At 64.0% G+C, this 20,573-nt stretch carries 33 protein-coding genes; all 33 read right to left on the bottom strand.

Going from position 1 to position 20,573, the window contains the following annotated elements; all coding sequences use genetic code 11:
• Nucleotides 1–5: 5 nt before the first annotated feature.
• Nucleotides 6–302 (bottom strand): DUF1330 domain-containing protein, encoded by a 297-nt coding sequence (locus QW863_RS08055; protein WP_315714551.1) that lies wholly within the window; start codon nucleotides 300–302, stop codon nucleotides 6–8.
• An 8-nt stretch (nucleotides 303–310) separates the two neighbouring features.
• Nucleotides 311–1,105, bottom strand: coding sequence for an SDR family oxidoreductase (locus tag QW863_RS08050; protein WP_315714552.1), 795 nt, complete (start codon nucleotides 1,103–1,105; stop codon nucleotides 311–313).
• A 116-nt stretch (nucleotides 1,106–1,221) separates the two neighbouring features.
• Nucleotides 1,222–1,668, bottom strand: a complete 447-nt coding sequence (locus QW863_RS08045; protein ID WP_315714553.1) for a hypothetical protein — start codon at nucleotides 1,666–1,668, stop codon at nucleotides 1,222–1,224.
• A gap of 143 nt (nucleotides 1,669–1,811) precedes the next feature.
• Nucleotides 1,812–2,225 carry a 50S ribosomal protein L17 gene (gene rplQ, locus QW863_RS08040; RefSeq protein ID WP_006611863.1) on the bottom strand — a complete coding sequence of 138 codons (414 nt, stop codon included), beginning with the start codon at nucleotides 2,223–2,225 and terminating at the stop codon, nucleotides 1,812–1,814.
• A gap of 173 nt (nucleotides 2,226–2,398) precedes the next feature.
• Nucleotides 2,399–3,430, bottom strand: coding sequence for a DNA-directed RNA polymerase subunit alpha (locus QW863_RS08035; RefSeq protein WP_315714554.1), 1,032 nt, complete (start codon nucleotides 3,428–3,430; stop codon nucleotides 2,399–2,401).
• Nucleotides 3,431–3,542: 112 nt separating this feature from the next.
• A complete protein-coding gene (gene rpsK, locus QW863_RS08030; RefSeq protein ID WP_006611861.1) occupies nucleotides 3,543–3,932 on the bottom strand; it encodes a 30S ribosomal protein S11 in 390 nt (129 codons plus the stop codon).
• 129 nt (nucleotides 3,933–4,061) lie between these two features.
• Nucleotides 4,062–4,430 (bottom strand): 30S ribosomal protein S13, encoded by a 369-nt coding sequence (rpsM, locus tag QW863_RS08025; protein ID WP_315714555.1) that lies wholly within the window; start codon nucleotides 4,428–4,430, stop codon nucleotides 4,062–4,064.
• A 195-nt stretch (nucleotides 4,431–4,625) separates the two neighbouring features.
• The gene (locus QW863_RS08020) at nucleotides 4,626–5,504 is read right to left on the bottom strand and encodes an adenylate kinase (protein ID WP_315714556.1); all 879 of its coding nucleotides are present in this window, start codon (nucleotides 5,502–5,504) and stop codon (nucleotides 4,626–4,628) included.
• A gap of 84 nt (nucleotides 5,505–5,588) precedes the next feature.
• Nucleotides 5,589–6,923 carry a preprotein translocase subunit SecY gene (gene secY / locus QW863_RS08015; protein ID WP_315714557.1) on the bottom strand — a complete coding sequence of 445 codons (1,335 nt, stop codon included), beginning with the start codon at nucleotides 6,921–6,923 and terminating at the stop codon, nucleotides 5,589–5,591.
• A 156-nt stretch (nucleotides 6,924–7,079) separates the two neighbouring features.
• Nucleotides 7,080–7,565, bottom strand: a complete 486-nt coding sequence (gene rplO, locus QW863_RS08010) for a 50S ribosomal protein L15 (RefSeq protein WP_009031841.1) — start codon at nucleotides 7,563–7,565, stop codon at nucleotides 7,080–7,082.
• An 11-nt stretch (nucleotides 7,566–7,576) separates the two neighbouring features.
• On the bottom strand, nucleotides 7,577–7,768 hold the full coding sequence (rpmD, locus tag QW863_RS08005; RefSeq protein ID WP_006611856.1) for a 50S ribosomal protein L30: 192 nt from the start codon (nucleotides 7,766–7,768) through the stop codon (nucleotides 7,577–7,579).
• Nucleotides 7,769–7,828: 60 nt separating this feature from the next.
• On the bottom strand, nucleotides 7,829–8,401 hold the full coding sequence (gene rpsE / locus QW863_RS08000; RefSeq protein ID WP_006611855.1) for a 30S ribosomal protein S5: 573 nt from the start codon (nucleotides 8,399–8,401) through the stop codon (nucleotides 7,829–7,831).
• Nucleotides 8,402–8,449: 48 nt separating this feature from the next.
• Nucleotides 8,450–8,812, bottom strand: coding sequence for a 50S ribosomal protein L18 (gene rplR, locus QW863_RS07995; protein ID WP_006611854.1), 363 nt, complete (start codon nucleotides 8,810–8,812; stop codon nucleotides 8,450–8,452).
• 11 nt (nucleotides 8,813–8,823) lie between these two features.
• Nucleotides 8,824–9,357: a 50S ribosomal protein L6 gene (gene rplF / locus QW863_RS07990; protein ID WP_315714558.1), complete on the bottom strand. Its 534-nt coding sequence runs from the start codon at nucleotides 9,355–9,357 to the stop codon at nucleotides 8,824–8,826.
• A 13-nt stretch (nucleotides 9,358–9,370) separates the two neighbouring features.
• Nucleotides 9,371–9,769 (bottom strand): 30S ribosomal protein S8, encoded by a 399-nt coding sequence (gene rpsH / locus QW863_RS07985; RefSeq protein ID WP_315714559.1) that lies wholly within the window; start codon nucleotides 9,767–9,769, stop codon nucleotides 9,371–9,373.
• Between the two features lie 13 nt (nucleotides 9,770–9,782).
• On the bottom strand, nucleotides 9,783–10,088 hold the full coding sequence (rpsN, locus tag QW863_RS07980; RefSeq protein ID WP_315714560.1) for a 30S ribosomal protein S14: 306 nt from the start codon (nucleotides 10,086–10,088) through the stop codon (nucleotides 9,783–9,785).
• Between the two features lie 46 nt (nucleotides 10,089–10,134).
• Nucleotides 10,135–10,692 carry a 50S ribosomal protein L5 gene (gene rplE, locus QW863_RS07975; RefSeq protein ID WP_172108070.1) on the bottom strand — a complete coding sequence of 186 codons (558 nt, stop codon included), beginning with the start codon at nucleotides 10,690–10,692 and terminating at the stop codon, nucleotides 10,135–10,137.
• Entirely contained in the window at nucleotides 10,685–10,999 is a 315-nt protein-coding gene (gene rplX, locus QW863_RS07970) for a 50S ribosomal protein L24 (protein ID WP_315714561.1), read from the bottom strand. Before rplX ends, rplE begins: the two co-directional genes overlap by 8 nt.
• Nucleotides 10,999–11,367 carry a 50S ribosomal protein L14 gene (gene rplN, locus QW863_RS07965; RefSeq protein WP_006611848.1) on the bottom strand — a complete coding sequence of 123 codons (369 nt, stop codon included), beginning with the start codon at nucleotides 11,365–11,367 and terminating at the stop codon, nucleotides 10,999–11,001. The genes rplX and rplN overlap by 1 nt, the downstream gene beginning before the upstream one ends.
• Nucleotides 11,368–11,468: 101 nt before the next feature.
• Nucleotides 11,469–11,717 (bottom strand): 30S ribosomal protein S17, encoded by a 249-nt coding sequence (gene rpsQ, locus QW863_RS07960; RefSeq protein WP_212358258.1) that lies wholly within the window; start codon nucleotides 11,715–11,717, stop codon nucleotides 11,469–11,471.
• 10 nt (nucleotides 11,718–11,727) lie between these two features.
• Nucleotides 11,728–11,934, bottom strand: a complete 207-nt coding sequence (gene rpmC, locus QW863_RS07955) for a 50S ribosomal protein L29 (RefSeq protein ID WP_006611846.1) — start codon at nucleotides 11,932–11,934, stop codon at nucleotides 11,728–11,730.
• Between the two features lie 5 nt (nucleotides 11,935–11,939).
• The gene (gene rplP, locus QW863_RS07950; RefSeq protein ID WP_008963467.1) at nucleotides 11,940–12,353 is read right to left on the bottom strand and encodes a 50S ribosomal protein L16; all 414 of its coding nucleotides are present in this window, start codon (nucleotides 12,351–12,353) and stop codon (nucleotides 11,940–11,942) included.
• Between the two features lie 40 nt (nucleotides 12,354–12,393).
• Entirely contained in the window at nucleotides 12,394–13,104 is a 711-nt protein-coding gene (rpsC, locus tag QW863_RS07945) for a 30S ribosomal protein S3 (protein ID WP_012045041.1), read from the bottom strand.
• A gap of 21 nt (nucleotides 13,105–13,125) precedes the next feature.
• The gene (gene rplV / locus QW863_RS07940; RefSeq protein ID WP_315714562.1) at nucleotides 13,126–13,506 is read right to left on the bottom strand and encodes a 50S ribosomal protein L22; all 381 of its coding nucleotides are present in this window, start codon (nucleotides 13,504–13,506) and stop codon (nucleotides 13,126–13,128) included.
• 10 nt (nucleotides 13,507–13,516) lie between these two features.
• The gene (gene rpsS, locus QW863_RS07935) at nucleotides 13,517–13,795 is read right to left on the bottom strand and encodes a 30S ribosomal protein S19 (RefSeq protein WP_006611842.1); all 279 of its coding nucleotides are present in this window, start codon (nucleotides 13,793–13,795) and stop codon (nucleotides 13,517–13,519) included.
• 12 nt (nucleotides 13,796–13,807) lie between these two features.
• Nucleotides 13,808–14,641 (bottom strand): 50S ribosomal protein L2, encoded by an 834-nt coding sequence (rplB, locus tag QW863_RS07930; protein ID WP_006611841.1) that lies wholly within the window; start codon nucleotides 14,639–14,641, stop codon nucleotides 13,808–13,810.
• A gap of 12 nt (nucleotides 14,642–14,653) precedes the next feature.
• On the bottom strand, nucleotides 14,654–14,953 hold the full coding sequence (locus tag QW863_RS07925) for a 50S ribosomal protein L23 (protein ID WP_172108066.1): 300 nt from the start codon (nucleotides 14,951–14,953) through the stop codon (nucleotides 14,654–14,656).
• Nucleotides 14,950–15,570, bottom strand: a complete 621-nt coding sequence (gene rplD, locus QW863_RS07920; RefSeq protein WP_315714563.1) for a 50S ribosomal protein L4 — start codon at nucleotides 15,568–15,570, stop codon at nucleotides 14,950–14,952. Before rplD ends, QW863_RS07925 begins: the two co-directional genes overlap by 4 nt.
• Nucleotides 15,571–16,290 (bottom strand): 50S ribosomal protein L3, encoded by a 720-nt coding sequence (gene rplC / locus QW863_RS07915; RefSeq protein WP_006611838.1) that lies wholly within the window; start codon nucleotides 16,288–16,290, stop codon nucleotides 15,571–15,573.
• A gap of 58 nt (nucleotides 16,291–16,348) precedes the next feature.
• Nucleotides 16,349–16,657, bottom strand: a complete 309-nt coding sequence (gene rpsJ / locus QW863_RS07910; RefSeq protein ID WP_002712302.1) for a 30S ribosomal protein S10 — start codon at nucleotides 16,655–16,657, stop codon at nucleotides 16,349–16,351.
• A 91-nt stretch (nucleotides 16,658–16,748) separates the two neighbouring features.
• The gene (gene tuf / locus QW863_RS07905) at nucleotides 16,749–17,939 is read right to left on the bottom strand and encodes an elongation factor Tu (protein WP_006611837.1); all 1,191 of its coding nucleotides are present in this window, start codon (nucleotides 17,937–17,939) and stop codon (nucleotides 16,749–16,751) included.
• A gap of 39 nt (nucleotides 17,940–17,978) precedes the next feature.
• Nucleotides 17,979–20,051 carry an elongation factor G gene (fusA, locus tag QW863_RS07900; RefSeq protein WP_315714564.1) on the bottom strand — a complete coding sequence of 691 codons (2,073 nt, stop codon included), beginning with the start codon at nucleotides 20,049–20,051 and terminating at the stop codon, nucleotides 17,979–17,981.
• Between the two features lie 33 nt (nucleotides 20,052–20,084).
• Nucleotides 20,085–20,555 carry a 30S ribosomal protein S7 gene (rpsG, locus tag QW863_RS07895; RefSeq protein WP_006611835.1) on the bottom strand — a complete coding sequence of 157 codons (471 nt, stop codon included), beginning with the start codon at nucleotides 20,553–20,555 and terminating at the stop codon, nucleotides 20,085–20,087.
• Between the last annotated feature and the right edge of the window lie 18 nt (nucleotides 20,556–20,573).

Here is a 20,573-nt window from a genome sequence, read left to right as displayed (position 1 = left end):
GTTCTCTACGCAGGTGCAGCACCCTCGACGAAAATCAGCCGGCGGTCCAGCGCCTTCCAGCGCTCGCCCAGGGCGTCGGCGTATTCGGCCGACGCATACCATTCTCGCAGCCGGGCCATCGACGGGAACTCGACGATAATGAGGGTCTTGGCCGGCGGGCCGCCTTCGACCGTCTCGGAGGTCCCGCCGCGGACCAGATAGCGCCCGCCATATTGCGCGATCGAGTGCGCCGCGCGGGTGCGATAGCGTTCCATCGCCTCGATGTCGCGCACCTCGACCTCGGAGATGACGTAAGCCGCCATGGCCGGCCTCAGGCGATGGTGTCGAGGATGCCGCCCTCGGCGCGCAGCGCGGCGCCGTTCGTGGCGGAGGCCTGCTTGGAGGCGGCGTAGACGACCATGTTGGCGATCTCGTCGACACCGGCGAAGCGCTGCAGCAGCGAGGCCGGCCGGTGCTGCTTGACGAAAGACGAGGCCGCCTCCTCCTCCGACTGGCCGTTCTGACGGGCGAGATCCTTGACGAAGGTCTCGACGCCTTCCGACATCGTCGGTCCCGGCAGCACTGCATTGACGGTCACGCCGGTGCCGCAGGTCAGTTTGGCGAGGCCGCGGGAGACCGCGAGCTGCGCGGTCTTGGTCATGCCGTAATGGATCATCTCGGTCGGGATGTTCACCGCCGACTCCGAGGAGATGAAGATGATGCGCCCCCAGTTGCGCTTCAGCATGCCCTGCATGTAGGCGCGCGCCATGCGCACGCCGGACATGACGTTGACCTCGAAGAAGCGGCTCCAGTCCTCGTCGGGAATGTCGAAGAACTCCTTCGGCTCGAAGATGCCTGCATTGTTGACGAGAATGTCGACCTCGGGCAGCGCGGTGACGATGGCGTTGCAGCCGCCGATCTGAGCGACATCGCCGGCGACGCCGCGCAGCTTCGCCGCCGGAACCGCCTGCTTCAGCTTCGCGACGGCCGCATCGACACGGTCGGTGGTCCGGCCGTTCAGGACGACCTCGGCGCCCGAGGCGGCCAATCCCTTGGCAATGGCGAAGCCGATGCCGGCGGTGGACCCGGTGACGAGCGCAGTTTTTCCTGAAAGGTCGATGTACATGAGCAGCTCTCCGTTGTGCTGAAGGAACGGATGTGGGGCGTCGCGCGCCGACACTCAACGCGCCGCGCGCAGAGCTGATCCTCGAAATAAGACGGCGCCCGAAGGCGCCGTGGTTGTCAGCTCGTGGTCCCTATCAGGATAGCCGCTTCGCGCTTGCCGTTCAGGACCTGCGCCAGCTCGGTCGCGAAACGTTCGACGAGTGCATATTCGGTCAGGAAGCGGATCGAAGCGCTGTTCTGCACGTCGGCATCCGCTGTGCTCTGAACGAGCGTAGCCAGATCCGCATGCACCAGCAAATGTCCACGGAAGTCGTATGGCCTGATGACGATCCGGACGAGGCATTGCGCGAGGCCGCCTTGTCCATCGAAGTAACCGCCTTCGATCATCGGCGGCTTGTCCCACGATAGCGGATAGGAGCGCAGACCCTTCACGAAGGCATTCAGGTCGCAGCCGAACCACGCCTCGCCGCGCGCGGCAAACACTCCGGCCCTGGCCGTCGCTATGATCTTGCCGGTGCGGTCCTCATCCGCCTCGTAGACGATGTGCAGTTCTGCGGCGCTCATGCGCGGCGCTCCGGTCTATGCTGTTAAAGTCACACGAGCTGTGCAGGCGACCCCACATGTCGCTTCGCTCATCCGGGCTACAGAACCTCAAAATGAAAACGGCGCCCGAAGGCGCCGTTTTGAACGTCGGGTCGGAGCTGCGCTTACGCCGCTTCCGAGGTCTCCTGCACCGGGCCGGAATCCTGGCCCTTGGCATCGACGTCGCGATCGACGAACTCGATCACGGCCATCGCGGCGTTGTCGCCGTAGCGGAAGCCGGCCTTGATGATGCGGGTGTAGCCGCCGTTGCGGTCCTTGTAGCGGGGTGCCAGGACGTCGAACAGCTTCTTGACCTGGTCGACATCGCGCATCTCGGCGATCGCCTGGCGACGCAAAGCGAGACCGCCCTTCTTGCCGAGGGTGACGAGCTTCTCGACGATCGGCCGCAGCTCCTTGGCCTTCGGCAGCGTGGTGACGATCTGCTCGTGCTTGATCAGCGCGGCGCACATGTTGGCGAACATCGCCTTGCGATGCTCGGCGGTGCGGTTGAGCTTCCGATGAACCTTGCCGTGACGCATTGTCTTAGTCCTTCATTTCTATCTGCCGCGACGGTTCGTCGGACATGTTGCTCAGGTGGGCTGCCTGCGTTCGCCCGAGTGGTGGACGTCATTCCGGGGCGATGCGCAGCATCGAACCCGGAATCTCGAGATTCCGGGTTCGCCTCTTCGAGGCGCCCCGGAATGACGAATGCTCAGTAATGATCCTCGAAGCGCTTGGCCAGCTCGTCGATGTTCTCCGGCGGCCAGCCCGGCACTTCCATGCCGAGATGCAGACCCATCTGGGCCAGCACTTCCTTGATCTCGTTCAGCGACTTGCGGCCGAAGTTCGGGGTGCGCAGCATTTCCGCTTCCGACTTCTGCACGAGGTCGCCGATGTAGACGATGTTGTCGTTCTTCAGGCAGTTCGCCGAACGTACCGACAGCTCGAGCTCGTCCACCTTCTTGAGGAAGGCTGGGTTGAAGGCGAGGTCCGGGATGATCTCCTGGGCGACTTCCTTGCGCGGCTCTTCGAAGTTGACGAAGACGTTGAGCTGGTCCTGCAGGATGCGGGCGGCATAGGCCACCGCGTCCTCCGGCGTGATCGCGCCGTTGGTCTCGATCGTCATGGTCAGCTTGTCGTAGTCGAGTATCTGGCCCTCGCGGGTGTTCTCGACCTTGTAGGAGACCTTGCGGACCGGAGAGAACAGGCTGTCGACCGGGATCAGGCCGATCGGGGCGTCCTCGGGGCGGTTGCGATCGGCGGCGACGTAGCCCTTGCCGGTGGCGACCGTGAACTCCATGCGGATCTCTGCGCCCTCGTCCAGCGTGCAGAGCTGCAGGTCAGGGTTGAGCACCACGATGTCGCCGACGGTCTGGATATCGCCGGCGGTGACGGCGCCCGGGCCCTGCTTCTTCACGACCATCCGCTTCGGGCCTTCGCCCTGCATCTTGATCGCGATGTCCTTGATGTTCAGCACGATGTCGGTGACGTCCTCGCGGACACCAGCGATCGAGGAGAACTCGTGCAGCACGCCGTCGATATGCACCGACTGCACGGCGGCGCCCTGCAGCGACGACAGCAGGATGCGGCGCAGCGCATTGCCGAGCGTCTGCCCGAAACCGCGCTCCAGCGGCTCGGCAACCACGGTGGCGAAACGGGTCGCGTCGGAGCCCGGCGTGACCTGGAGCTTGTTCGGCCGAATCAATTCTTGCCAATTCTTCTGGATCGTCACTGTTTCACCCATGGGCCAGTCATGGGATCTGACTGACTGGCGTTGGAGAACCGCGCTTCAGATCGCGGCAGTCGAAATGTCTCAAAAGCACGACGAGGCGGACATGCTGTCCGCCTCTTTCAGATTAGACGCGCCGACGCTTGCGTGGGCGGCAACCATTGTGCGGGATCGTCGTCACGTCGCGGATCGAGGTGACGGTGAAACCCGCAGCCTGCAGCGCACGGAGCGCCGATTCACGGCCGGAACCCGGGCCGGCAACCTCGACCTCGAGGGTGCGCATGCCGTGTTCCTGAGCCTTCTTGGACACGTCCTCCGCCGCGACCTGCGCGGCATACGGGGTCGACTTGCGCGATCCCTTGAACCCCATCGTGCCCGCCGACGACCAGGCAATGGTGTTGCCCTGCGCGTCGGTGATGGTGATGGTGGTGTTGTTGAACGACGAATTCACGTGGGCGACGCCGGAGGCGATGTTCTTGCGCTCACGACGGCGGACACGTGCGGCTTCCTTGGCCATATAAGTACCTTTCTCGAGATCTCAACGCCGCCGTAGTGCCAGCGGCTACACCAGAAAGGCGAATGGTGAATAGCGAGTAGCGAATAGGGATTGCCCCTACTCGCCACCCGCTATCAGCAATTCGCCAAATTACTTCTTCTTGCCGGCGATCGCCTTGGCCGGCCCCTTGCGCGTGCGCGCATTGGTGTGGGTGCGCTGGCCGCGCACCGGCAGGCCACGACGATGGCGCAGGCCGCGATAGCAGCCGAGGTCCATCAGACGCTTGATGTTGATGCCGGTCTCGCGCCGCAGGTCGCCCTCGACAACGTAGTCGCGGTCGATGATTTCGCGGATCTGCAGGACTTCCTGGTCGCTCAGCTGGTTGACGCGGCGATCCTCGGCGATCTTGACCTTGTCAATGATCTCGCCCGCGATCTTCGGGCCGATGCCATGGATATACTGGAGCGCGATCAGGACACGCTTGTTGGTCGGGATGTTGACACCGGCAATACGGGCCACGGACTTCTCTCCTGTCACCGATCCCAGGATGGACCGGCCTTCGTTCTCGCTATCTCGGGCAGGTGTCCGCAAACGCGAACAAGACGCCCACCCCTCGATTCGTGGGGCCCGGCATCTTTGGAAAACCATCCGACTTGGATGCGGGCTTATTAATGGATTCACACGGCGGTCGTCAACCGCCCCTACAAGATTCGGTCACCTCTTGGCGCGCTTTTTTGCAGCCTTTGCAGAGGTTTTCCGGGTTCCCCGGGTCGCCTTGGCAGCGGGCTTGGGGGCCTTCTTCGCAGCCTTGGAGGCTTTCTTGGGGGCCGCTTTTGCTCCCTTTTTCGCAGTCTTTGCAGCCTTTTTTGCTGTCTTTGCGGCCTTTTTCGCCGGTGCAGGCGCCCTCGGAGCCTTTTTGGCCGATTTTGCCGGCGCGGTCTTGCCCCGAGCCTTGGCACTGCGCTTGGCCGGGTTCGCCTTTTTGGCCGCCCGGCTCCCGCTGGACTTGCCAACGGCGGCCAGGATCCGTCCGATCTCCTCGGTGACCTGCTCGATCGGCATCATGCCGTCGACGGTCGCCAGCATCCGATGGTCCGAATAATAGTGGATCAGGGGCTCGGTCTGGTCGCGGTAGCTGGCTAGGCGCTTGGTCAGGACCTCCGGCGTATCATCGGCCCGCACAGCCTCGCCGCGCGCGCGGGTCTCGGCGGCCCGGCGCTCGACGCGCTCAAGCAGCACGCCTTCATTGACCCGGAGTTCGATCACCGCGTCGAGCTTCATCTGCTTCTGCTTCAGCAGCGCATCCAGCGCCTCCGCCTGCGGCACCGTGCGCGGGAAGCCATCGAGGATGAAACCATTGGCGGCGTCCGGCTGCTCGATCCGGTCGGCAATGATGCCGACCACGACCTCGTCCGGGACAAGGCCACCCGCCGCCATGATGTCCTTGGCCTTCAGCCCGATCGGCGTCTGCGCCGCCACCGCGGCACGCAGCATGTCGCCGGTCGACAGCTGAACGATGCCATATTGCTGCACCAGGCGCTGCGCCTGCGTTCCCTTGCCCGAACCGGGCGGCCCCAGAAGAATGAGTCTCATCGAATTTCGCCCCCCGGCACACGGTGAGCGACCCTCCCGCACACCTTGTTCTTGGCTTGGTGGTTCCCGGGCCGCGATCCGCCGCTATCCGCGGCGGCGCCCCCGCAGCTTCGACTTCCTGATCAGCCCCTCATACTGATGGGCGAGCAGATAACCCTGAACCTGCGCCACGGTATCCATCGTAACGCTGACCACGATCAGAAGCGAAGTGCCACCAAAGTAGAACGGGACGGAAGCGTAGGAAATCAGAATTTCCGGGATCAGACACACGATCGCCAGATAGATGGCGCCGAGCACGGTGATCCGCGACAGCACGTAATCGATATATTCCGCGGTGCGCTCGCCCGGCCTGATGCCGGGGATGAATCCGCCATGCTTCTTCAGGTTGTCGGCGGTCTCGGTCGGGTTGAACACGATCGCGGTGTAGAAGAAGGCAAAGAACAGAATCAGCGCCAGATACAGCACCAGGAACAGCGGCCGGCCATGACCGAGCTGCGTCGTGATCCACTGGAACCACTCGGGTCCCTTGCCGGCGTTGAAATTGGCGACCGTGGTCGGCAGCAGCAGCAGCGACGAGGCAAAGATCGGCGGGATCACGCCCGAGGTGTTCAGCTTCAGCGGCAGATGCGAGGACTGGCCCTCGAACATCTTGTTGCCGACCTGGCGCTTCGGATACTGGATCAGGAGCCGGCGCTGGGCGCGCTCCACGAACACGATGAAGGCGATCACGGCGACGGCCATCACGATGACGATCAGGATCAGGCCGGTCGACAGCGCGCCCTGACGGCCGAGCTCGAGCATGTTGGCAAGCGCCGAGGGCAGCTCGGCCACGATGCCGGACAGGATGATCAGCGAGATGCCGTTGCCGATGCCGCGCGAGGTGATCTGCTCACCGAGCCACATCAGGAACATGGTGCCGCCGGTCAGCGTGATCGCGGTGGAGAGGCGGAAGAACAGGCCGGGATCGGCGACGACGTTGCCCGCGCCTTCGAGGCCGACGGCGATGCCGTAGGACTGCACGGCAGCAAGAATCACCGTCAGATAGCGGGTGTATTGATTCAACATCTTGCGGCCAGCCTCACCCTCTTTCTTGAGGGCTTCGAGCTGGGGCGAGACGGTGGTGAGCAGCTGAATGATGATCGATGCCGAGATGTACGGCATGATATTCAGCGCGAAGATCGCCATGCGGTGGATGCCGCCGCCGGCGAACATGTTGAACATGCCGAGAATGCCGCCGGCCTGCGTGCGGAACACCGAGTCCCAGATGTTCGGGTCGATGCCCGGCAGCGGAATGTAGGTGCCGAGGCGGTAGACCAGCAGCGCGCCGAGGGTGAACCAGATGCGCTTCTTCAGCTCATCGGCCTTCGCAAGCGCGCCGAAATTGAGGTTTGCCGCCAGTTGTTCCGCTGCTGAGGCCATATCTAGCTTTCTCCCGCCGCCCTTCTTCACCGCACTGGGCCCCGCGAGGGCTCGCAGGGCTGGGCAGACGCCGGATATTATCTGGTGCGCGGGCGCGTTCTGTCCATTGCCCTGCCCTCTCCGGCATGCGCCGGCGGCAGGGCAATGACGCAGATGTTACGCCGCCTCGCCTTCGTCCTTGGCTGGCGCCAGGAGCTTGACGGTGCCGCCGGCCTTCTCGACCGCCGCAATCGCCGACTTCGAGGCGCCATGCACCTCGATGTTGATCTTGGCCTTGAGCTCGCCGCGGCCGAGCAGGCGCACGCCGTCCTTGGCGCGGCGCAGCGCACCGGACTTCACGAGGGACTCGGCGTTGATCACGCTGCCGGCGTCCAGCTTCTTGGCATCGATCGCCTGCTGGATCCGGTCGAGATTGATCTCGACGAAATCGAGCGCGAAGATGTTGTTGAAGCCGCGCTTCGGCAGGCGGCGATGCATCGGCATCTGACCGCCCTCGAAGCCCTTGATGCGCACGCCGGAGCGCGCGGTCTGGCCCTTGCCGCCACGGCCCGAGGTCTTGCCCTTGCCGGAGCCGATGCCGCGGCCGACGCGCATGCGCTTCTTGCGCGCGCCGGCGTTGTCGGCGATATCGCTGAGCTTCATCGCCCTTCTCCTTACTTCTCGTCGACGATGCGGACGAGATGATGAACCTTGGTGATCATGCCGCGGACCGCCGGCGTATCCGGCAGCTCGGTCACGCGGCCGATCTTGTTGAGCTTCAACCCGATCAGCGTCTCGCGCTGCGAGTGATGCCGGCGGATCGGGCTGCCGATCTGCTCGATCTTGATCGTCTTGGCGCTAGCCATCGTGTTCACTCCGAGTTGCGCCATCCAGCGGACGGCGCGCGTTCGTTAGTCGGCCCAACCTTAGTCGGCGGCGGCTTCGGCATCGCCACCGACGCGGCGGGCCTGCAGGGTCGACACCTTGATGTTGCGGCGCGCGGCGACCGAGCGCGGGCTATCCTGGTGTTTCAGCGCGTTGAAGGTCGCGCGCACCATGTTGTACGGGTTGGACGAGCCGATCGACTTCGCCACCACGTCCTGGATGCCCAGCGTCTCGAACACGGCGCGCATCGGGCCGCCGGCGATGATGCCGGTACCGGCCGGAGCCGCACGCAGATAGACGCGACCTGCGCCGTGACGACCGAAGATGTCGTGGTGCAGGGTGCGGCCCTCGCGCAGCGCGACCCGGGTCAGGTTGCGCTTGGCGGAGTCGGTCGCCTTGCGGATCGCCTCCGGAACCTCACGTGCCTTGCCGTGGCCGAACCCGACCCGGCCCTTCTGATCGCCGATCACGACGAGCGCCGCAAAGCCAAAGCGCTTACCGCCCTTCACGACCTTCGCGACTCGGTTGATGTGGACGAGCTTGTCAACGAACTCGCTGTCGCGCTCCTCGCGCTCCTTGCGATCGCGACCGCCTCGTTCCCGTTCACCTGCCATGGTGCTATCCAATCTTCTGAGGGGCTCTGACGCCCATATCCATTGATGTTAGAAGCTCAGCCCGCTCTCGCGCGCCGCGTCGGCCAGCGCCTTGACGCGCCCGTGATAGAGATAGCCGCCGCGATCGAACACGACTTCCTTGATCCCCGCCTTCACCGCGCGCTCGGCGAGCAGCTTGCCCACCGCCTTCGCCGCGTCGATGTCGGCACCGGTGTTGCCGGCCGAGCGCATCTCCTTCTCCATCGACGACGCGGAGGCGAGCGTCTCGCCCTTCTGATCGTCGATGACCTGAGCGTAGATGTGCTTCGACGAGCGGAACACCGACAGACGCGGACGGCCGCCGGCGGAGCGGCGCAGCGACAGCCTCACGCGCTGCTTGCGCCGGGCATTCGTAACCTTGGCTCTCGACATGTCCGGCTCCGTTACTTCTTCTTGCCTTCCTTGCGGAAGATGAATTCACCCGCGTACTTCACGCCCTTGCCCTTATAGGGCTCCGGCGGCCGGTAGGCGCGGATTTCAGCGGCCACTTGGCCGACGCGCTGCGGGTCGATGCCCGTGACCGTGATCTCGGTCGGCTTCGGCACCGCGATGGTGATGCCCTCCGGGATCTGGTAGACGACATCGTGGCTGTAGCCGAGCGCTAGCTGCAGGTTCTTGCCCTGCATCGCGGCGCGGTAGCCGACGCCGGTGATCTCGAGCTTCTTCTCGAAGCCCTTGGTCACGCCTTCGACCAGGTTGGCGATCTGGGCGCGCGCGGTGCCGTACAGCGACCGGGCGCGCTTGGTCTCGGAACGCGGGGCAACCTTGACCTGGCCGTTCTCGAACTTCACGTCCACGTCGTCATGAACGATGAACTGAAGCTGGCCCTTCGGCCCCTTCATCTTGACGGTCTGTCCGTCGACGGAGGCCGTCACTCCGGACGGCACCGCCACAGGCTTCTTGCCAATACGTGACATGGCTCAATCCTTCTCAGAACACCGTGAAGAGAACTTCACCGCCGACATTCGCGTCACGCGCGCTGTGGTCGGCCATGATTCCCTTCGGCGTCGACAAAACAGAAATTCCGAGCCCGTTGTTCACACGCGGCAGATTCTTCACCGAGGTGTAGACGCGGCGGCCGGGCTTGGAGACGCGCTCGATCTCGCGGATCACGGGCTCGCCGTCGAAATATTTCAGCTCGATCTCGATCTCGCTCCGGCCCGACGGATGCTCCAGCGTGGCATAGCCACGGATGTAGCCTTCGGACTTCAGCACCTCGAGCACGCTGGCGCGCATCTTCGAGCCAGGCGTCGAGACCTTCGACTTCGAGCGCATCTGCGCGTTGCGGATGCGGGTGATCAGATCGCTGATGGGATCGTGCGTTGACATGGTGCGACCCTCCTTACCAGCTCGACTTCACGAGGCCCGGAACCAGGCCCTTGGACCCGAGCTCGCGCAGCGCGATGCGGCTCAGCTTGTTCTTGCGGTAGTTCGACCGCGGCCGGCCCGTCAGCTCGCACCGGTTGCGGATGCGAGTCGCCGACGAATTGCGCGGCATCTCGGCCAGCTTCAGGGTCGCGGCAAAGCGCTCCTCCATCGGCTTGGACTTGTCGGCGATGATCGCCTTCAACCGGGCGCGCTTCGGGGCGGCGTTCTTCGCCATCCGCTTGCGCCGGTTGTTCTTCTCGATTGAACTCTTCTTTGCCATGCTTGGCTCCTGGGTATCCGCGTTTGAGAAGCTTGAAGTCAGCTGCTCACTGCCGGAACGGGAAATTGAATGCGGTCAGAAGGGCACGGGCCTCGTCGTCGGTCGTCGCGGTGGTGCACACCGTGATGTCCATGCCCCAGCTCTCCCCGGCCTTGTCGAAGTCGATCTCGGGGAAAATGATGTGCTCCTTGATGCCGAGCGAATAGTTGCCGCGGCCGTCGAAGCTCTTCGGGTTCAGGCCGCGGAAGTCGCGGACGCGCGGCAGCGCGACGTTGATCAGGCGGTCGATGAACTCGTACATCTTCGTCTTGCGCAAGGTGACCTTGCAGCCGATCGGCTGGTTCTCGCGCAGCTTGAAGGTCGCGATGGCGACGCGCGAGTAGGTCACGACCGCCTTCTGGCCGGCGATCAGCGACAGGTCGGCCGCGGCGGTTTCCGCCTTCTTACGGTCGTTCACGGCCTCGCCGATGCCCATGTTGAGCACGACCTTGTCGAGCCGCGGCACCTGCATGACGTTGGCGTAGCCGAACTTCTCGGTCAGCTGGCTCTTGATCGTGCGGTCGTATTCCGTGCGGAGGCGCGGGGTGTAAGCAGTCTCAGCCATCGATCTCAACTCCCGAGCTCTTGGCAACGCGGACCTTCTTGCCGTCCGCCTGAATCTTGAATCCGATGCGCGTCGGCTTGCCGTCCTTGCCGACATAAGCGACGTTCGACAGCTGGATCGGCGACTCCTTGCTGATGATGCCGCCCTCCTGGTTCTGGGTCTGCTTCTGGTGACGCTTCACCAGGTTGATGCCCCGCACCAGCGCCGTCCCCTCGTCGGGACGCACCTCGAACACCTCGCCGGTGCGACCCTTGTCGCGACCGGTCAGGACGATCACCTTGTCGCCCTTGCGGATCTTGGCAGCCATCACAGCACCTCCGGCGCAAGCGAAATGATCTTCATGTGGTTCTTGGCGCGCAGCTCGCGCGGCACCGGCCCGAAGATACGGGTGCCGACCGGCTCCGACTGGTTGTTGATCAGGACGGCCGCATTGCGGTCGAAGCGGATCACCGAGCCGTCGGCGCGGCGGATGTCCTTGCGGACGCGCACCACGACGGCTTTCATGACGTCGCCCTTCTTCACCTTGCCACGCGGAATGGCTTCCTTGATCGACACCACGATGATGTCGCCGACGGTGGCATAGCGGCGCTTCGAGCCGCCCAGCACCTTGATACACATGACACGGCGTGCGCCGGAATTATCGGCCACGTCGAGGTTGGTCTGCATCTGAATCATTGATGCACCTCGTCCTCTTCATCTGCTGCGCAGGAAAGCTGCGCCTTGTTTGATCCCGAAAGCGAAACGGGCCCTCTTCGACGAGGGCCGCGGTCCGCGCCTCAGGCGGTTTTCTTGTGCTCGCCCCGGACCACGGTCCAGCGCTTGAGCTTCGAGATCGGCTTGCTCTCCTCGATCCACACCATGTCGCCCGGCTTGAACTCGTTGTTCTCGTCGTGGGCGTGGTAGTTCTTCGAGCGGCGGATGGTCTTCTTGTAGATCGGGTGGGTGAAGCGCCGGTCGACGCGCACAACGATCGTCTTGGCCTGCTTGTCGCTGACGACGACGCCCTGAAGGGTCCGTTTCGGCATGTCGAGCCTCTTACTTCGTCTTGGCGCGCTGCTGCGCGGCGATGGTCTTGATACGGGCGATGTCGCGGCGCGCCTCACGCAGCCGCGCGGTGTTCTCCAGCTGCCCGGTGGCACGCTGGAAGCGCAGGTTGAAGCGCTCCTTCTTCAGGTTGACGATCGCATCGTCCATCTGATCGGGGCTCATCGCGCGAATGTCGGCAATCTTCATCTCGGCCATGACCATTACTCCGCAATGCGCTCGACGAAGCGCGTCTTGATCGGCAGCTTGGCGGCCGCCAGCAGCAGCGCCTCGCGCGCGATCTGGTTGCTCACGCCGTCGATCTCGAACATCACCCGGCCCGGCTTGACGCGGGCCACCCACAATTCAGGCGAGCCCTTGCCGGAGCCCATGCGGACTTCAGCCGGCTTCTTCGACACCGGGAGATCCGGGAACACGCGGATCCAGACGCGGCCGGCGCGCTTCATGTGACGGGTCAAGGCACGACGGGCGGCCTCGATCTGGCGCGCGGTGACGCGATCCGGCTCCATCGCCTTCAGCCCGAACTGGCCGAAGGCCAGCGTCGCGCCCGAGGACGCAACGCCGTGAATACGGCCCTTATGCGCCTTTCGGAACTTGGTCTTCTTTGGTTGCATCATGGCTTTGAGCCCTCAAACCTGTCTTGTCGCGGCTGATCGATCAGGCCGCGTCGCGGCGCGACCGGGGCTGCGAGCTCTCGCCGCCGCCTTCGTTCATCCGCTTGTCCTGTGCCATCGGATCGTGCTCGAGGATCTCGCCCTTGAAGATCCAGACCTTCACGCCGCAAGTGCCGAAGGTGGTGAACGCGGTGGCCACACCGTAGTCGATGTCGGCGCGCAGCGTGTGCAGCGGCACCCGGCCCTCGCGATACCACTCCATGCGGGCGATTTCCGCGCCGCCCAGACGACCCGAGCAGTTGATGCGGATGCCCTCGGCACCGAGACGCATCGCCGACTGCACGGCGCGCTTCATGGCGCGGCGGAACGCGACGCGGCGCTCGAGCTGCTGGGCGATCGACTCGGCGACCAGGGTCGCATCGAGCTCCGGCTTGCGGATCTCGACGATGTTGATGACGACGTCCGACGAGGTGATGTCGGCGACGCGCTTGCGCAGCTTGTCGATGTCGGCGCCCTTCTTGCCGATCACCACACCCGGACGCGCCGAGTGGATCGTGACACGGCACTTCTTGTGCGGACGCTCGATCACGATGCGGGCGACGGCCGCCTGCTTGAGCTCCTTGTGCAGGATCTCGCGGATCTTGACGTCTTCATGCAGCAGCTTGCCGTACTCGGCCTTGCCAGCGAACCAGCGCGAATCCCAGGTCCGGTTGATGCCGAGACGCAGACCGATCGGATTGATCTTTTGACCCATCGTATTCTCCCAGCGCCTGCTTTAAGCGCTCGCCTCGACCTGACGCACAATGATCGTCAGCTGCGAAAACGGTTTGAAAACTCGGCCCGAACGGCCACGACCGCGCGGCGAGAAACGCTTCATCACGATTCCCTTGCCGACGAAAGCCTGCGAGACGACGAGATCGTCGACCTCGAGCTCGTGATTGTTCTCGGCATTGGCGATCGCCGATTCCAGGCACTTCTTGACGTCGACCGCAATCCGCTTGCGCGAGAACTGCAGGTCGGCGAGGGCGGCCGACGCCTTGCGGCCGCGGATCATCTGCGCCACCAGGTTCAGCTTCTGCGGGCTCACCCGAAGCATCCGGGCCACAGCCTTGGCCTCGTTTTCGGGGAGGCTCCGTTCGCGCTTTGGTTTGCTCATCGCTTAATCCTCAAGCCTTCTTGGCTTTCTTATCGCCCGAATGGCCGTGGAAGGTGCGGGTCGGCGAGAACTCGCCGAACTTGTGGCCGACCATCTCTTCGTTGATCGCCACCGGCACGTGCTTCTGGCCGTTGTAGACGCCGAACGTCAGGCCGACGAACTGCGGCAGGATGGTCGAGCGGCGGCTCCAGATCTTGATGACGTCGTGACGGCCGGACGCGCGCGCCGCATCTGCCTTCTTGAGCAGCGACGCCTCGACGAACGGGCCTTTCCAGACTGAACGAACCATGTCCGTCGTTCCTTACTTCTTCCGCTTGTGGCGGCTCAAGAGAATGAATTTATCGGTCGACTTGTTGGTGCGGGTCTTCTTGCCCTTGGTAGGCTTGCCCCACGGAGTGACCGGGTGACGACCGCCCGAGGTACGGCCTTCGCCGCCGCCGTGCGGATGGTCGATCGGGTTCATCGCGACACCGCGGTTGTGAGGCCTGCGGCCCATCCAACGCTTGCGGCCGGCCTTGCCGATCGAGGTGTTCATGTGGTCCGGGTTCGACACCGCACCGATGGTGCCGCGGCAGCGGCCGTGCACCAGGCGCTGCTCGCCCGAGTTCAGGCGGACGATCACGTAGTCCTGGTCGCGGCCGACGATCTGGGCGTAGGTGCCTGCCGAACGCGCGAGCTGGCCGCCCTTCCCGATCTTGACCTCGATGTTGTGCACGATCGTGCCGACCGGCATGTTGCCCAGCGGCATGACGTTGCCCGGCTTCACGTCGACATAGTTGCCGGCGACGATGGTGTCGCCGACCGCCAGGCGCTGCGGCGCCAGGATGTAGGCGAGCTCGCCGTCCTGATACTTGACGAGCGCGATGAAGGCGGTCCGGTTCGGATCATACTCCAGGCGCTCGACGGTCGCGGGAACGTCGACCTTGTCGCGCTTGAAGTCGACCGTGCGGTACGACTGCTTGTGACCGCCGCCGAGGAAGCGAACGGTGATGCGGCCGGTGTTGTTGCGACCGCCGCTCGACTGCTTGCCTTCGGTCAGCGCCTTGACCGGCTTGCCCTTGTAGAGGGCCGAACGATCGACCATCACCAGCTGGCGCTGGCCGGGCGTCGTGGGATTGAATGTCTTCAGTGCCATGGCAGCTCAGCCTTACAGTCCGGTGGTCACGTCGATACGGTGGCCCTCTTCGAGGGTCACGATCGCGCGCTTGCTGTCCGATTGCGAACCGAAATTGCCGCGGAACACCTTGGTCTTGCCCTTGCGGACGAGCGTGTTGACGCTCTTGACCTTGACGTCGAACAGCTTCTCGATCGCTTCCTTGATCTGCGGCTTGGTCGCCTTGGCGGCCACCTTGAACAGAACCTTGTTGTGCTCCGAGGCGAAGGTCGCCTTCTCGGTCACGACCGGCGCGATGATGATGTCGTAGTGGCGCGGATCGATGGTCTTCATTTGAAGCGCGCCTCCAGCGCATCGATCGCCGCCTTGGTCAGCACGAGCTTCTGACGGCGCAGGATGTCGTAGACGTTGATGCCCTGGATCGGCAGCACGTCCATGTTCGGAATGTTGCGGGCGGCATTGGTGAAGCCGGTATGCAGCTCGGCGCCGTCGATGATCAGGGCGTTGGTCAGGCCGAGACCGGAGAAGTGACCGATCAGCGCCTTGGTCTTCGCCGCCTCCAGGGTGGCGTTCTCCAGCACGACCAGATCACCGTCCTTGGCCTTGGCCGACAGCGCATGCTTCAGCGCCAGCGCACGGACCTTCTTCGGCAGGTCGGTCGCATGCGAGCGCACGACCGGACCGAAGGCGCGGCCGCCGCCACGGAACTGCGGCACACGAGCCGAGCCATGACGAGCACCGCCGGTGCCCTTCTGCTTGTACATCTTCTTGCCGGTGCGCCAGATCTCGGCGCGGCCCTTGGCCTTGTGGGTGCCGGCCTGACGCTTGTTGAGCTGCCACTGGACGCAGCGCGCGATGATGTCGGCACGCGGCTCCAGACCGAAGATGGCGTCGGACAGCTGGACGGAGCCGGCTTCCTTGCCCTCGAGCGTGGTGACTTTCAGTTCCATTTATGCGCCCTCCTGCACGGCCGGCGCTTCGGCAGCCTGCTCACCCGCGACCTTGAACTTGCCGGGCTTCGGCGCTTCCTTCGGCAGCGGCTTCTTGACGGCGTCGCGCACCGAGATCCAGCCACCCTTGGAGCCGGGCACCGCGCCTTCCACCAGGATCAGGCCGCGCTCGACGTCCGTCTGCACCACACGCAGGTTCAGCGTGGTGATGCGATCGACGCCCATGTGACCGGGCATCTTCTTGTTCTTCCAGGTCTTGCCGGGGTCCTGACGGCCACCGGTCGAACCGATCGAACGATGCGAGATCGACACACCGTGCGTGGCGCGCAGACCGCCGAAGTTCCAGCGCTTCATGCCGCCGGCGAAGCCCTTGCCGACCGAGGTGCCGGTGACGTCGACGAACTGGCCGACGACGAAATGGTCGGCCTGGATCTCGGCGCCGACCGGGATCAGCGAATCCTCGCTGACACGGAACTCGGCGAGCTTGCGCTTCGGCTCGACCTTGGCGACCGCGAACTGGCCGCGCTCCGCCTTCGGCATGTAGACCGTCTTGCGGCTGCCGCTGCCGAGCTGCAGCGCGACGTAGCCGTTCTTCTCGGTGGTGCGGTGACCGACCACCTGGCAATTGCCGAGCTTCAGCACGGTCACGGGGATATGTTCGCCGGTCTCCGTGAAGACCCGCGTCATCCCGACCTTTTGTGCGATCACTCCGGAGCGCATCGGCGTGCTTCCTGTTCTTCTCTATGTCCGCGTGAGGTGCGAACGTGAATCCAAAAACTTAGAGCTTGATCTCGACGTCGACGCCGGCGGCCAGATCGAGCTTCATGAGAGCATCGACGGTCTGCGGGGTCGGATCGACGATGTCGAGCAGGCGCTTGTGAGTGCGCATCTCGAACTGCTCGCGGCTCTTCTTGTCGACGTGCGGCGAACGGTTCACGGTGAACTTCTCGATGCGGGTCGGCAGCGGAATGGGTCCGCGAACCTGCGCGCCGGTCCGTTTCGCCGTGTTGACGATCTCGCGCGTCGACGTATCGAGGATACGATGGTCAAACGCCTTGAGACGGATGCGGATATTTTGGCCGTTCATTGCCGTATCTTTCTGTGAGTAGTGAGTGGCGAGTAGCGAACGGCGAATGGATAATCTCCATTCGCCACCCGCCATTCCCTATTCGCTGTTGTTACTCGATGATCGAGGCGACGACGCCGGCGCCGACGGTGCGGCCGCCCTCGCGGATGGCGAAGCGCAGCTTCTCCTCCATCGCGATCGGCACGATCAGGTGCACTTCCATCGCAATGTTGTCGCCCGGCATCACCATCTCGGTGCCTTCCGGCAGGTGAACGACGCCGGTCACGTCGGTCGTGCGGAAGTAGAACTGCGGCCGATAGTTGGTGAAGAACGGCGTGTGACGGCCACCCTCTTCCTTCGTGAGGATGTAGGCCTCAGCCTTGAACTTGGTGTGCGGCTTGACCGAACCCGGCTTGCACAGCACCTGGCCGCGCTCGACGTCCTCGCGCTTGGTGCCGCGGAGCAGCGCGCCGATGTTGTCACCGGCCTGGCCCTGATCGAGCAGCTTGCGGAACATTTCAACGCCGGTGACGGTGGTCTTCTGGGTCGGACGGATGCCGACGATCTCGATTTCCTCACCGACCTTGATGATGCCGCGCTCGACACGGCCGGTCACCACGGTGCCGCGGCCCGAGATCGAGAACACGTCTTCGACCGGCATCAGGAAGGGCTGGTCGATCGGACGCTCCGGCTGCGGAATGTACTCGTCGACATTGCGCATCAGCTCGAGGATGGCGTCGTGGCCGAGCTTCTTGTCCGAATCTTCCAGAGCGGCCAGCGCCGAGCCCTTGATGATCGGGATCTTGTCGCCCGGGAATTCGTACTTCGAGAGCAGCTCGCGGACCTCGAGCTCGACGAGCTCCAGCAGCTCGGGATCGTCGACCATGTCGCACTTGTTGAGGAACACGACCAGCGCCGGCACGCCGACCTGGCGGGCGAGCAGGATGTGCTCACGGGTCTGCGGCATCGGGCCGTCAGCGGCCGACACGACCAGGATCGCGCCGTCCATCTGGGCAGCGCCGGTGATCATGTTCTTCACGTAGTCGGCGTGGCCGGGGCAATCGACGTGGGCGTAGTGGCGGTTCTTGGTCTCGTACTCGACGTGCGCGGTCGAGATGGTGATGCCGCGCGCCTTCTCTTCCGGGGCCTTGTCGATCTGGTCGTAGGCAGTGAACGTCGCACCGCCCGTCTCGGCCAGGATCTTGGTGATTGCAGCCGTCAGCGAGGTCTTGCCGTGGTCGACGTGACCGATGGTGCCGATGTTGCAGTGGGGCTTGTTACGTTCAAACTTAGCTTTGGCCATTTGACTCTCCGTTCAGTCGCTAACTTGAGCTAACGACAATCAGGCAAACTTCTTCTGGACTTCGGCCGACACGTTGGCCGGCGCTTCAGCGTAGTGCGAGAACTGCATCGTGAAGGTCGCGCGCCCCTGGCTCATGGAGCGCAGGTTGTTCACGTAACCGAACATGTTCATGAGCGGCACCATCGCGTTGATGACGTTGGCATTGCCGCGCATGTCCTGGCCCTGGATCTGGCCACGACGCGAGTTCAGGTCGCCGATGACCGAGCCGGTGTAGTCTTCCGGGGTCACCACCTCGACCTTCATGATCGGCTCGAGCAGAACCGACTTGCCCTTCTGCAGCGCCTCGCGGAAAGCCGCACGAGAGGCGATTTCGAAGGCCAGCGCCGACGAGTCGACATCGTGATACTTGCCGTCGACCAGCGCCACCTTGACGTCGACCACCGGGAAGCCGGCGACGACGCCCGCGCCGAGCACGCTCTCGATGCCCTTCTCGACGCCCGGGATGTATTCCTTCGGAACCGCACCGCCGACGATCTTGGACTCGAACACGTAGCCGCCACCGGGCTCGTTCGGCTCGACCACGAGGCTCACGGCCGCGAACTGGCCGGTACCACCGGTCTGCTTCTTGTGGGTGTAGTCCACGTTGGCCGGCTTGGTGATACGCTCACGGAACGCCACCTGCGGCGCGCCGATGTTCGCATCGACCTTGTAGGTGCGCTTGAGGATGTCGACCTTGATGTCGAGATGGAGCTCGCCCATCCCCTTGAGGATGGTCTGGCCCGACTCGTGATCGGTCGACACGCGGAAGGACGGATCCTCAGCGGCCAGCTTCGCCAGCGCGACGCCGAGCTTCTCCTGGTCGGCCTTCGACTTCGGCTCGATCGCAATCTCGATGACCGGCTCCGGGAATTCCATCTTTTCCAGGATCACCTGGTTGGACGGATCGCACAGCGTGTCACCGGTGCGGGCTTCCTTGAGGCCTGCGAGGGCGACGATGTCGCCGGCATAGGCTTCCTTGATGTCCTCGCGGTTGTTCGCATGCATCAGCAGCATGCGGCCGATGCGCTCCTTCTTCTCGCGGGTCGAGTTCACCACGCCGGTGCCCGAGGTCAGGATGCCCGAATAGATGCGGCAGAACGTGATCGTGCCGACGAAGGGGTCGTCCATGATCTTGAACGCGAGCAGCGCCAGCGGCTCCTTGTCGTCCGCCTTGCGCACGACCTCGTTGCCCTTGTCGTCGGTGCCCTTGATCGCAGGCACGTCGAGCGGCGACGGCAGATAGTCGACGACGGCGTCGAGCAACGGCTGCACGCCCTTGTTCTTGAAGGCCGAGCCGCACAGCACCGGATAGAACGCGCCGGTCAGCACGGCCTTGCGGATCAGGCGCTTCAGAGTCGCCTCGTCCGGCTCCTTGCCGTCCAGGAACGCGGTGAGCGCGTCGTCGTCGAGCTCGACGGCGGCCTCCACCAGCTTCTCGCGATATTCCTTGGCCTGGTCGGCGAGATCAGCCGGGATCTCGACGTAGTCGAACTTCGCGCCGAGCGCCTCGTCGTTCCAGACGATCGCCTTCATCGTCACGAGATCGATGCAGCCCTTGAAATTGTTCTCGGCGCCGATCGGCAGCTGGATCGCAACAGGCTTCGCGCCCAGGCGATCGACGATGTCGGCCAGGCACTTGAAGAAGTCGGCACCGGTCTTGTCCATCTTGTTGGCGAAGACGATGCGCGGAACCTTGTACTTGTCGCCCTGGCGCCAGACGGTCTCGGTCTGCGGCTCGACGCCCTGGTTGGAGTCGAGAACGCACACGGCGCCGTCGAGCACCCGCAAGCTGCGCTCGACCTCGATGGTGAAGTCGACGTGGCCGGGGGTGTCGATGATGTTCAGGCGCTTGCCGTTCCAGAACGCAGTGGTCGCAGCCGAGGTGATCGTGATGCCACGCTCCTGCTCCTGCTCCATCCAGTCCATCGTCGCGGCACCTTCGTGCACTTCGCCGATCTTGTGGCTCTTGCCGGTATAATAGAGGATGCGCTCGGTCGTCGTGGTCTTGCCGGCGTCGATATGCGCCATGATGCCGAAGTTGCGATAGTCTTCGATGGCGTGTTGGCGGGGCATGGGTGTGTTCCCTGATTTCCGTTCGGGTCGCCGTTACCAGCGATAGTGCGAGAAGGCGCGGTTGGCTTCCGCCATCCGGTGCACGTCTTCACGCTTCTTCACGGCGTTACCCCGATTGTTCGAGGCGTCGAGCAGCTCCGCCGAAAGCCGCTCGGTCATCGTCTTCTCGTTGCGGTCGCGCGCGGCCGAGATCAGCCAGCGGATGCCCAGCGCCTGCCGGCGGGTCGAACGAACTTCGACCGGCACCTGGTAGGTCGCACCGCCGACGCGACGGGAGCGAACCTCGATGGTCGGCATGACGTTTTCGAGGGCCTGCTCGAACACCGTCAGCGGGCTCTGCTTGGTCTTGGCCTCGATGATGCCGAACGCGCCGTAGACGATACCTTCGGCGACCGACTTCTTGCCGGCGTACATCACCGAGTTCATGAACTTGGTGACAATGATGTTCCCGAACTTCGGATCCGGAAGCACTTCACGCTTTTCGGCTGAATGGCGACGCGACATGTGATCTTGTTCCCGCTT

Origin of the sequence: Bradyrhizobium sp. SZCCHNR1017, assembly GCF_032381375.1 — a bacterium.
In the GTDB taxonomy this organism is placed as follows: Bacteria; Pseudomonadota; Alphaproteobacteria; order Rhizobiales; family Xanthobacteraceae; genus Bradyrhizobium.
Note: the sequence above shows the minus strand (reverse complement) of the source record. Positions and strands in the feature narration are given on the sequence as shown.

Bases quoted from the DNA above. Each gene is read 5' to 3' on its own strand.
- QW863_RS08055 (WP_315714551.1), bottom strand. From the start codon at position 302: ATGGCGGCTTACGTCATCTCCGAGGTCGAGGTGCGCGACATCGAGGCG.
- QW863_RS08050 (WP_315714552.1), bottom strand. From the start codon at position 1,105: ATGTACATCGACCTTTCAGGAAAAACTGCGCTCGTCACCGGGTCCACC.
- QW863_RS08045 (WP_315714553.1), bottom strand. From the start codon at position 1,668: ATGAGCGCCGCAGAACTGCACATCGTCTACGAGGCGGATGAGGACCGC.
- rplQ (WP_006611863.1), bottom strand. From the start codon at position 2,225: ATGCGTCACGGCAAGGTTCATCGGAAGCTCAACCGCACCGCCGAGCAT.
- QW863_RS08035 (WP_315714554.1), bottom strand. From the start codon at position 3,430: ATGGGTGAAACAGTGACGATCCAGAAGAATTGGCAAGAATTGATTCGG.
- rpsK (WP_006611861.1), bottom strand. From the start codon at position 3,932: ATGGCCAAGGAAGCCGCACGTGTCCGCCGTCGTGAGCGCAAGAACATC.
- QW863_RS08020 (WP_315714556.1), bottom strand. From the start codon at position 5,504: ATGAGACTCATTCTTCTGGGGCCGCCCGGTTCGGGCAAGGGAACGCAG.
- secY (WP_315714557.1), bottom strand. From the start codon at position 6,923: ATGGCCTCAGCAGCGGAACAACTGGCGGCAAACCTCAATTTCGGCGCG.
- rplO (WP_009031841.1), bottom strand. From the start codon at position 7,565: ATGAAGCTCAGCGATATCGCCGACAACGCCGGCGCGCGCAAGAAGCGC.
- rpmD (WP_006611856.1), bottom strand. From the start codon at position 7,768: ATGGCTAGCGCCAAGACGATCAAGATCGAGCAGATCGGCAGCCCGATC.
- rpsE (WP_006611855.1), bottom strand. From the start codon at position 8,401: ATGGCAGGTGAACGGGAACGAGGCGGTCGCGATCGCAAGGAGCGCGAG.
- rplR (WP_006611854.1), bottom strand. From the start codon at position 8,812: ATGTCGAGAGCCAAGGTTACGAATGCCCGGCGCAAGCAGCGCGTGAGG.
- rplF (WP_315714558.1), bottom strand. From the start codon at position 9,357: ATGTCACGTATTGGCAAGAAGCCTGTGGCGGTGCCGTCCGGAGTGACG.
- rpsH (WP_315714559.1), bottom strand. From the start codon at position 9,769: ATGTCAACGCACGATCCCATCAGCGATCTGATCACCCGCATCCGCAAC.
- rpsN (WP_315714560.1), bottom strand. From the start codon at position 10,088: ATGGCAAAGAAGAGTTCAATCGAGAAGAACAACCGGCGCAAGCGGATG.
- rplE (WP_172108070.1), bottom strand. From the start codon at position 10,692: ATGGCTGAGACTGCTTACACCCCGCGCCTCCGCACGGAATACGACCGC.
- rplX (WP_315714561.1), bottom strand. From the start codon at position 10,999: ATGGCTGCCAAGATCCGCAAGGGCGACAAGGTGATCGTCCTGACCGGT.
- rplN (WP_006611848.1), bottom strand. From the start codon at position 11,367: ATGATTCAGATGCAGACCAACCTCGACGTGGCCGATAATTCCGGCGCA.
- rpsQ (WP_212358258.1), bottom strand. From the start codon at position 11,717: ATGCCGAAACGGACCCTTCAGGGCGTCGTCGTCAGCGACAAGCAGGCC.
- rpmC (WP_006611846.1), bottom strand. From the start codon at position 11,934: ATGGCCGAGATGAAGATTGCCGACATTCGCGCGATGAGCCCCGATCAG.
- rplP (WP_008963467.1), bottom strand. From the start codon at position 12,353: ATGATGCAACCAAAGAAGACCAAGTTCCGAAAGGCGCATAAGGGCCGT.
- rpsC (WP_012045041.1), bottom strand. From the start codon at position 13,104: ATGGGTCAAAAGATCAATCCGATCGGTCTGCGTCTCGGCATCAACCGG.
- rplV (WP_315714562.1), bottom strand. From the start codon at position 13,506: ATGAGCAAACCAAAGCGCGAACGGAGCCTCCCCGAAAACGAGGCCAAG.
- rpsS (WP_006611842.1), bottom strand. From the start codon at position 13,795: ATGGTTCGTTCAGTCTGGAAAGGCCCGTTCGTCGAGGCGTCGCTGCTC.
- rplB (WP_006611841.1), bottom strand. From the start codon at position 14,641: ATGGCACTGAAGACATTCAATCCCACGACGCCCGGCCAGCGCCAGCTG.
- QW863_RS07925 (WP_172108066.1), bottom strand. From the start codon at position 14,953: ATGAAGACCATCGATCCGCGCCACTACGACATCATCATCGCGCCGGTC.
- rplD (WP_315714563.1), bottom strand. From the start codon at position 15,570: ATGGAACTGAAAGTCACCACGCTCGAGGGCAAGGAAGCCGGCTCCGTC.
- rplC (WP_006611838.1), bottom strand. From the start codon at position 16,290: ATGCGCTCCGGAGTGATCGCACAAAAGGTCGGGATGACGCGGGTCTTC.
- rpsJ (WP_002712302.1), bottom strand. From the start codon at position 16,657: ATGAACGGCCAAAATATCCGCATCCGTCTCAAGGCGTTTGACCATCGT.
- tuf (WP_006611837.1), bottom strand. From the start codon at position 17,939: ATGGCCAAAGCTAAGTTTGAACGTAACAAGCCCCACTGCAACATCGGC.
- fusA (WP_315714564.1), bottom strand. From the start codon at position 20,051: ATGCCCCGCCAACACGCCATCGAAGACTATCGCAACTTCGGCATCATG.
- rpsG (WP_006611835.1), bottom strand. From the start codon at position 20,555: ATGTCGCGTCGCCATTCAGCCGAAAAGCGTGAAGTGCTTCCGGATCCG.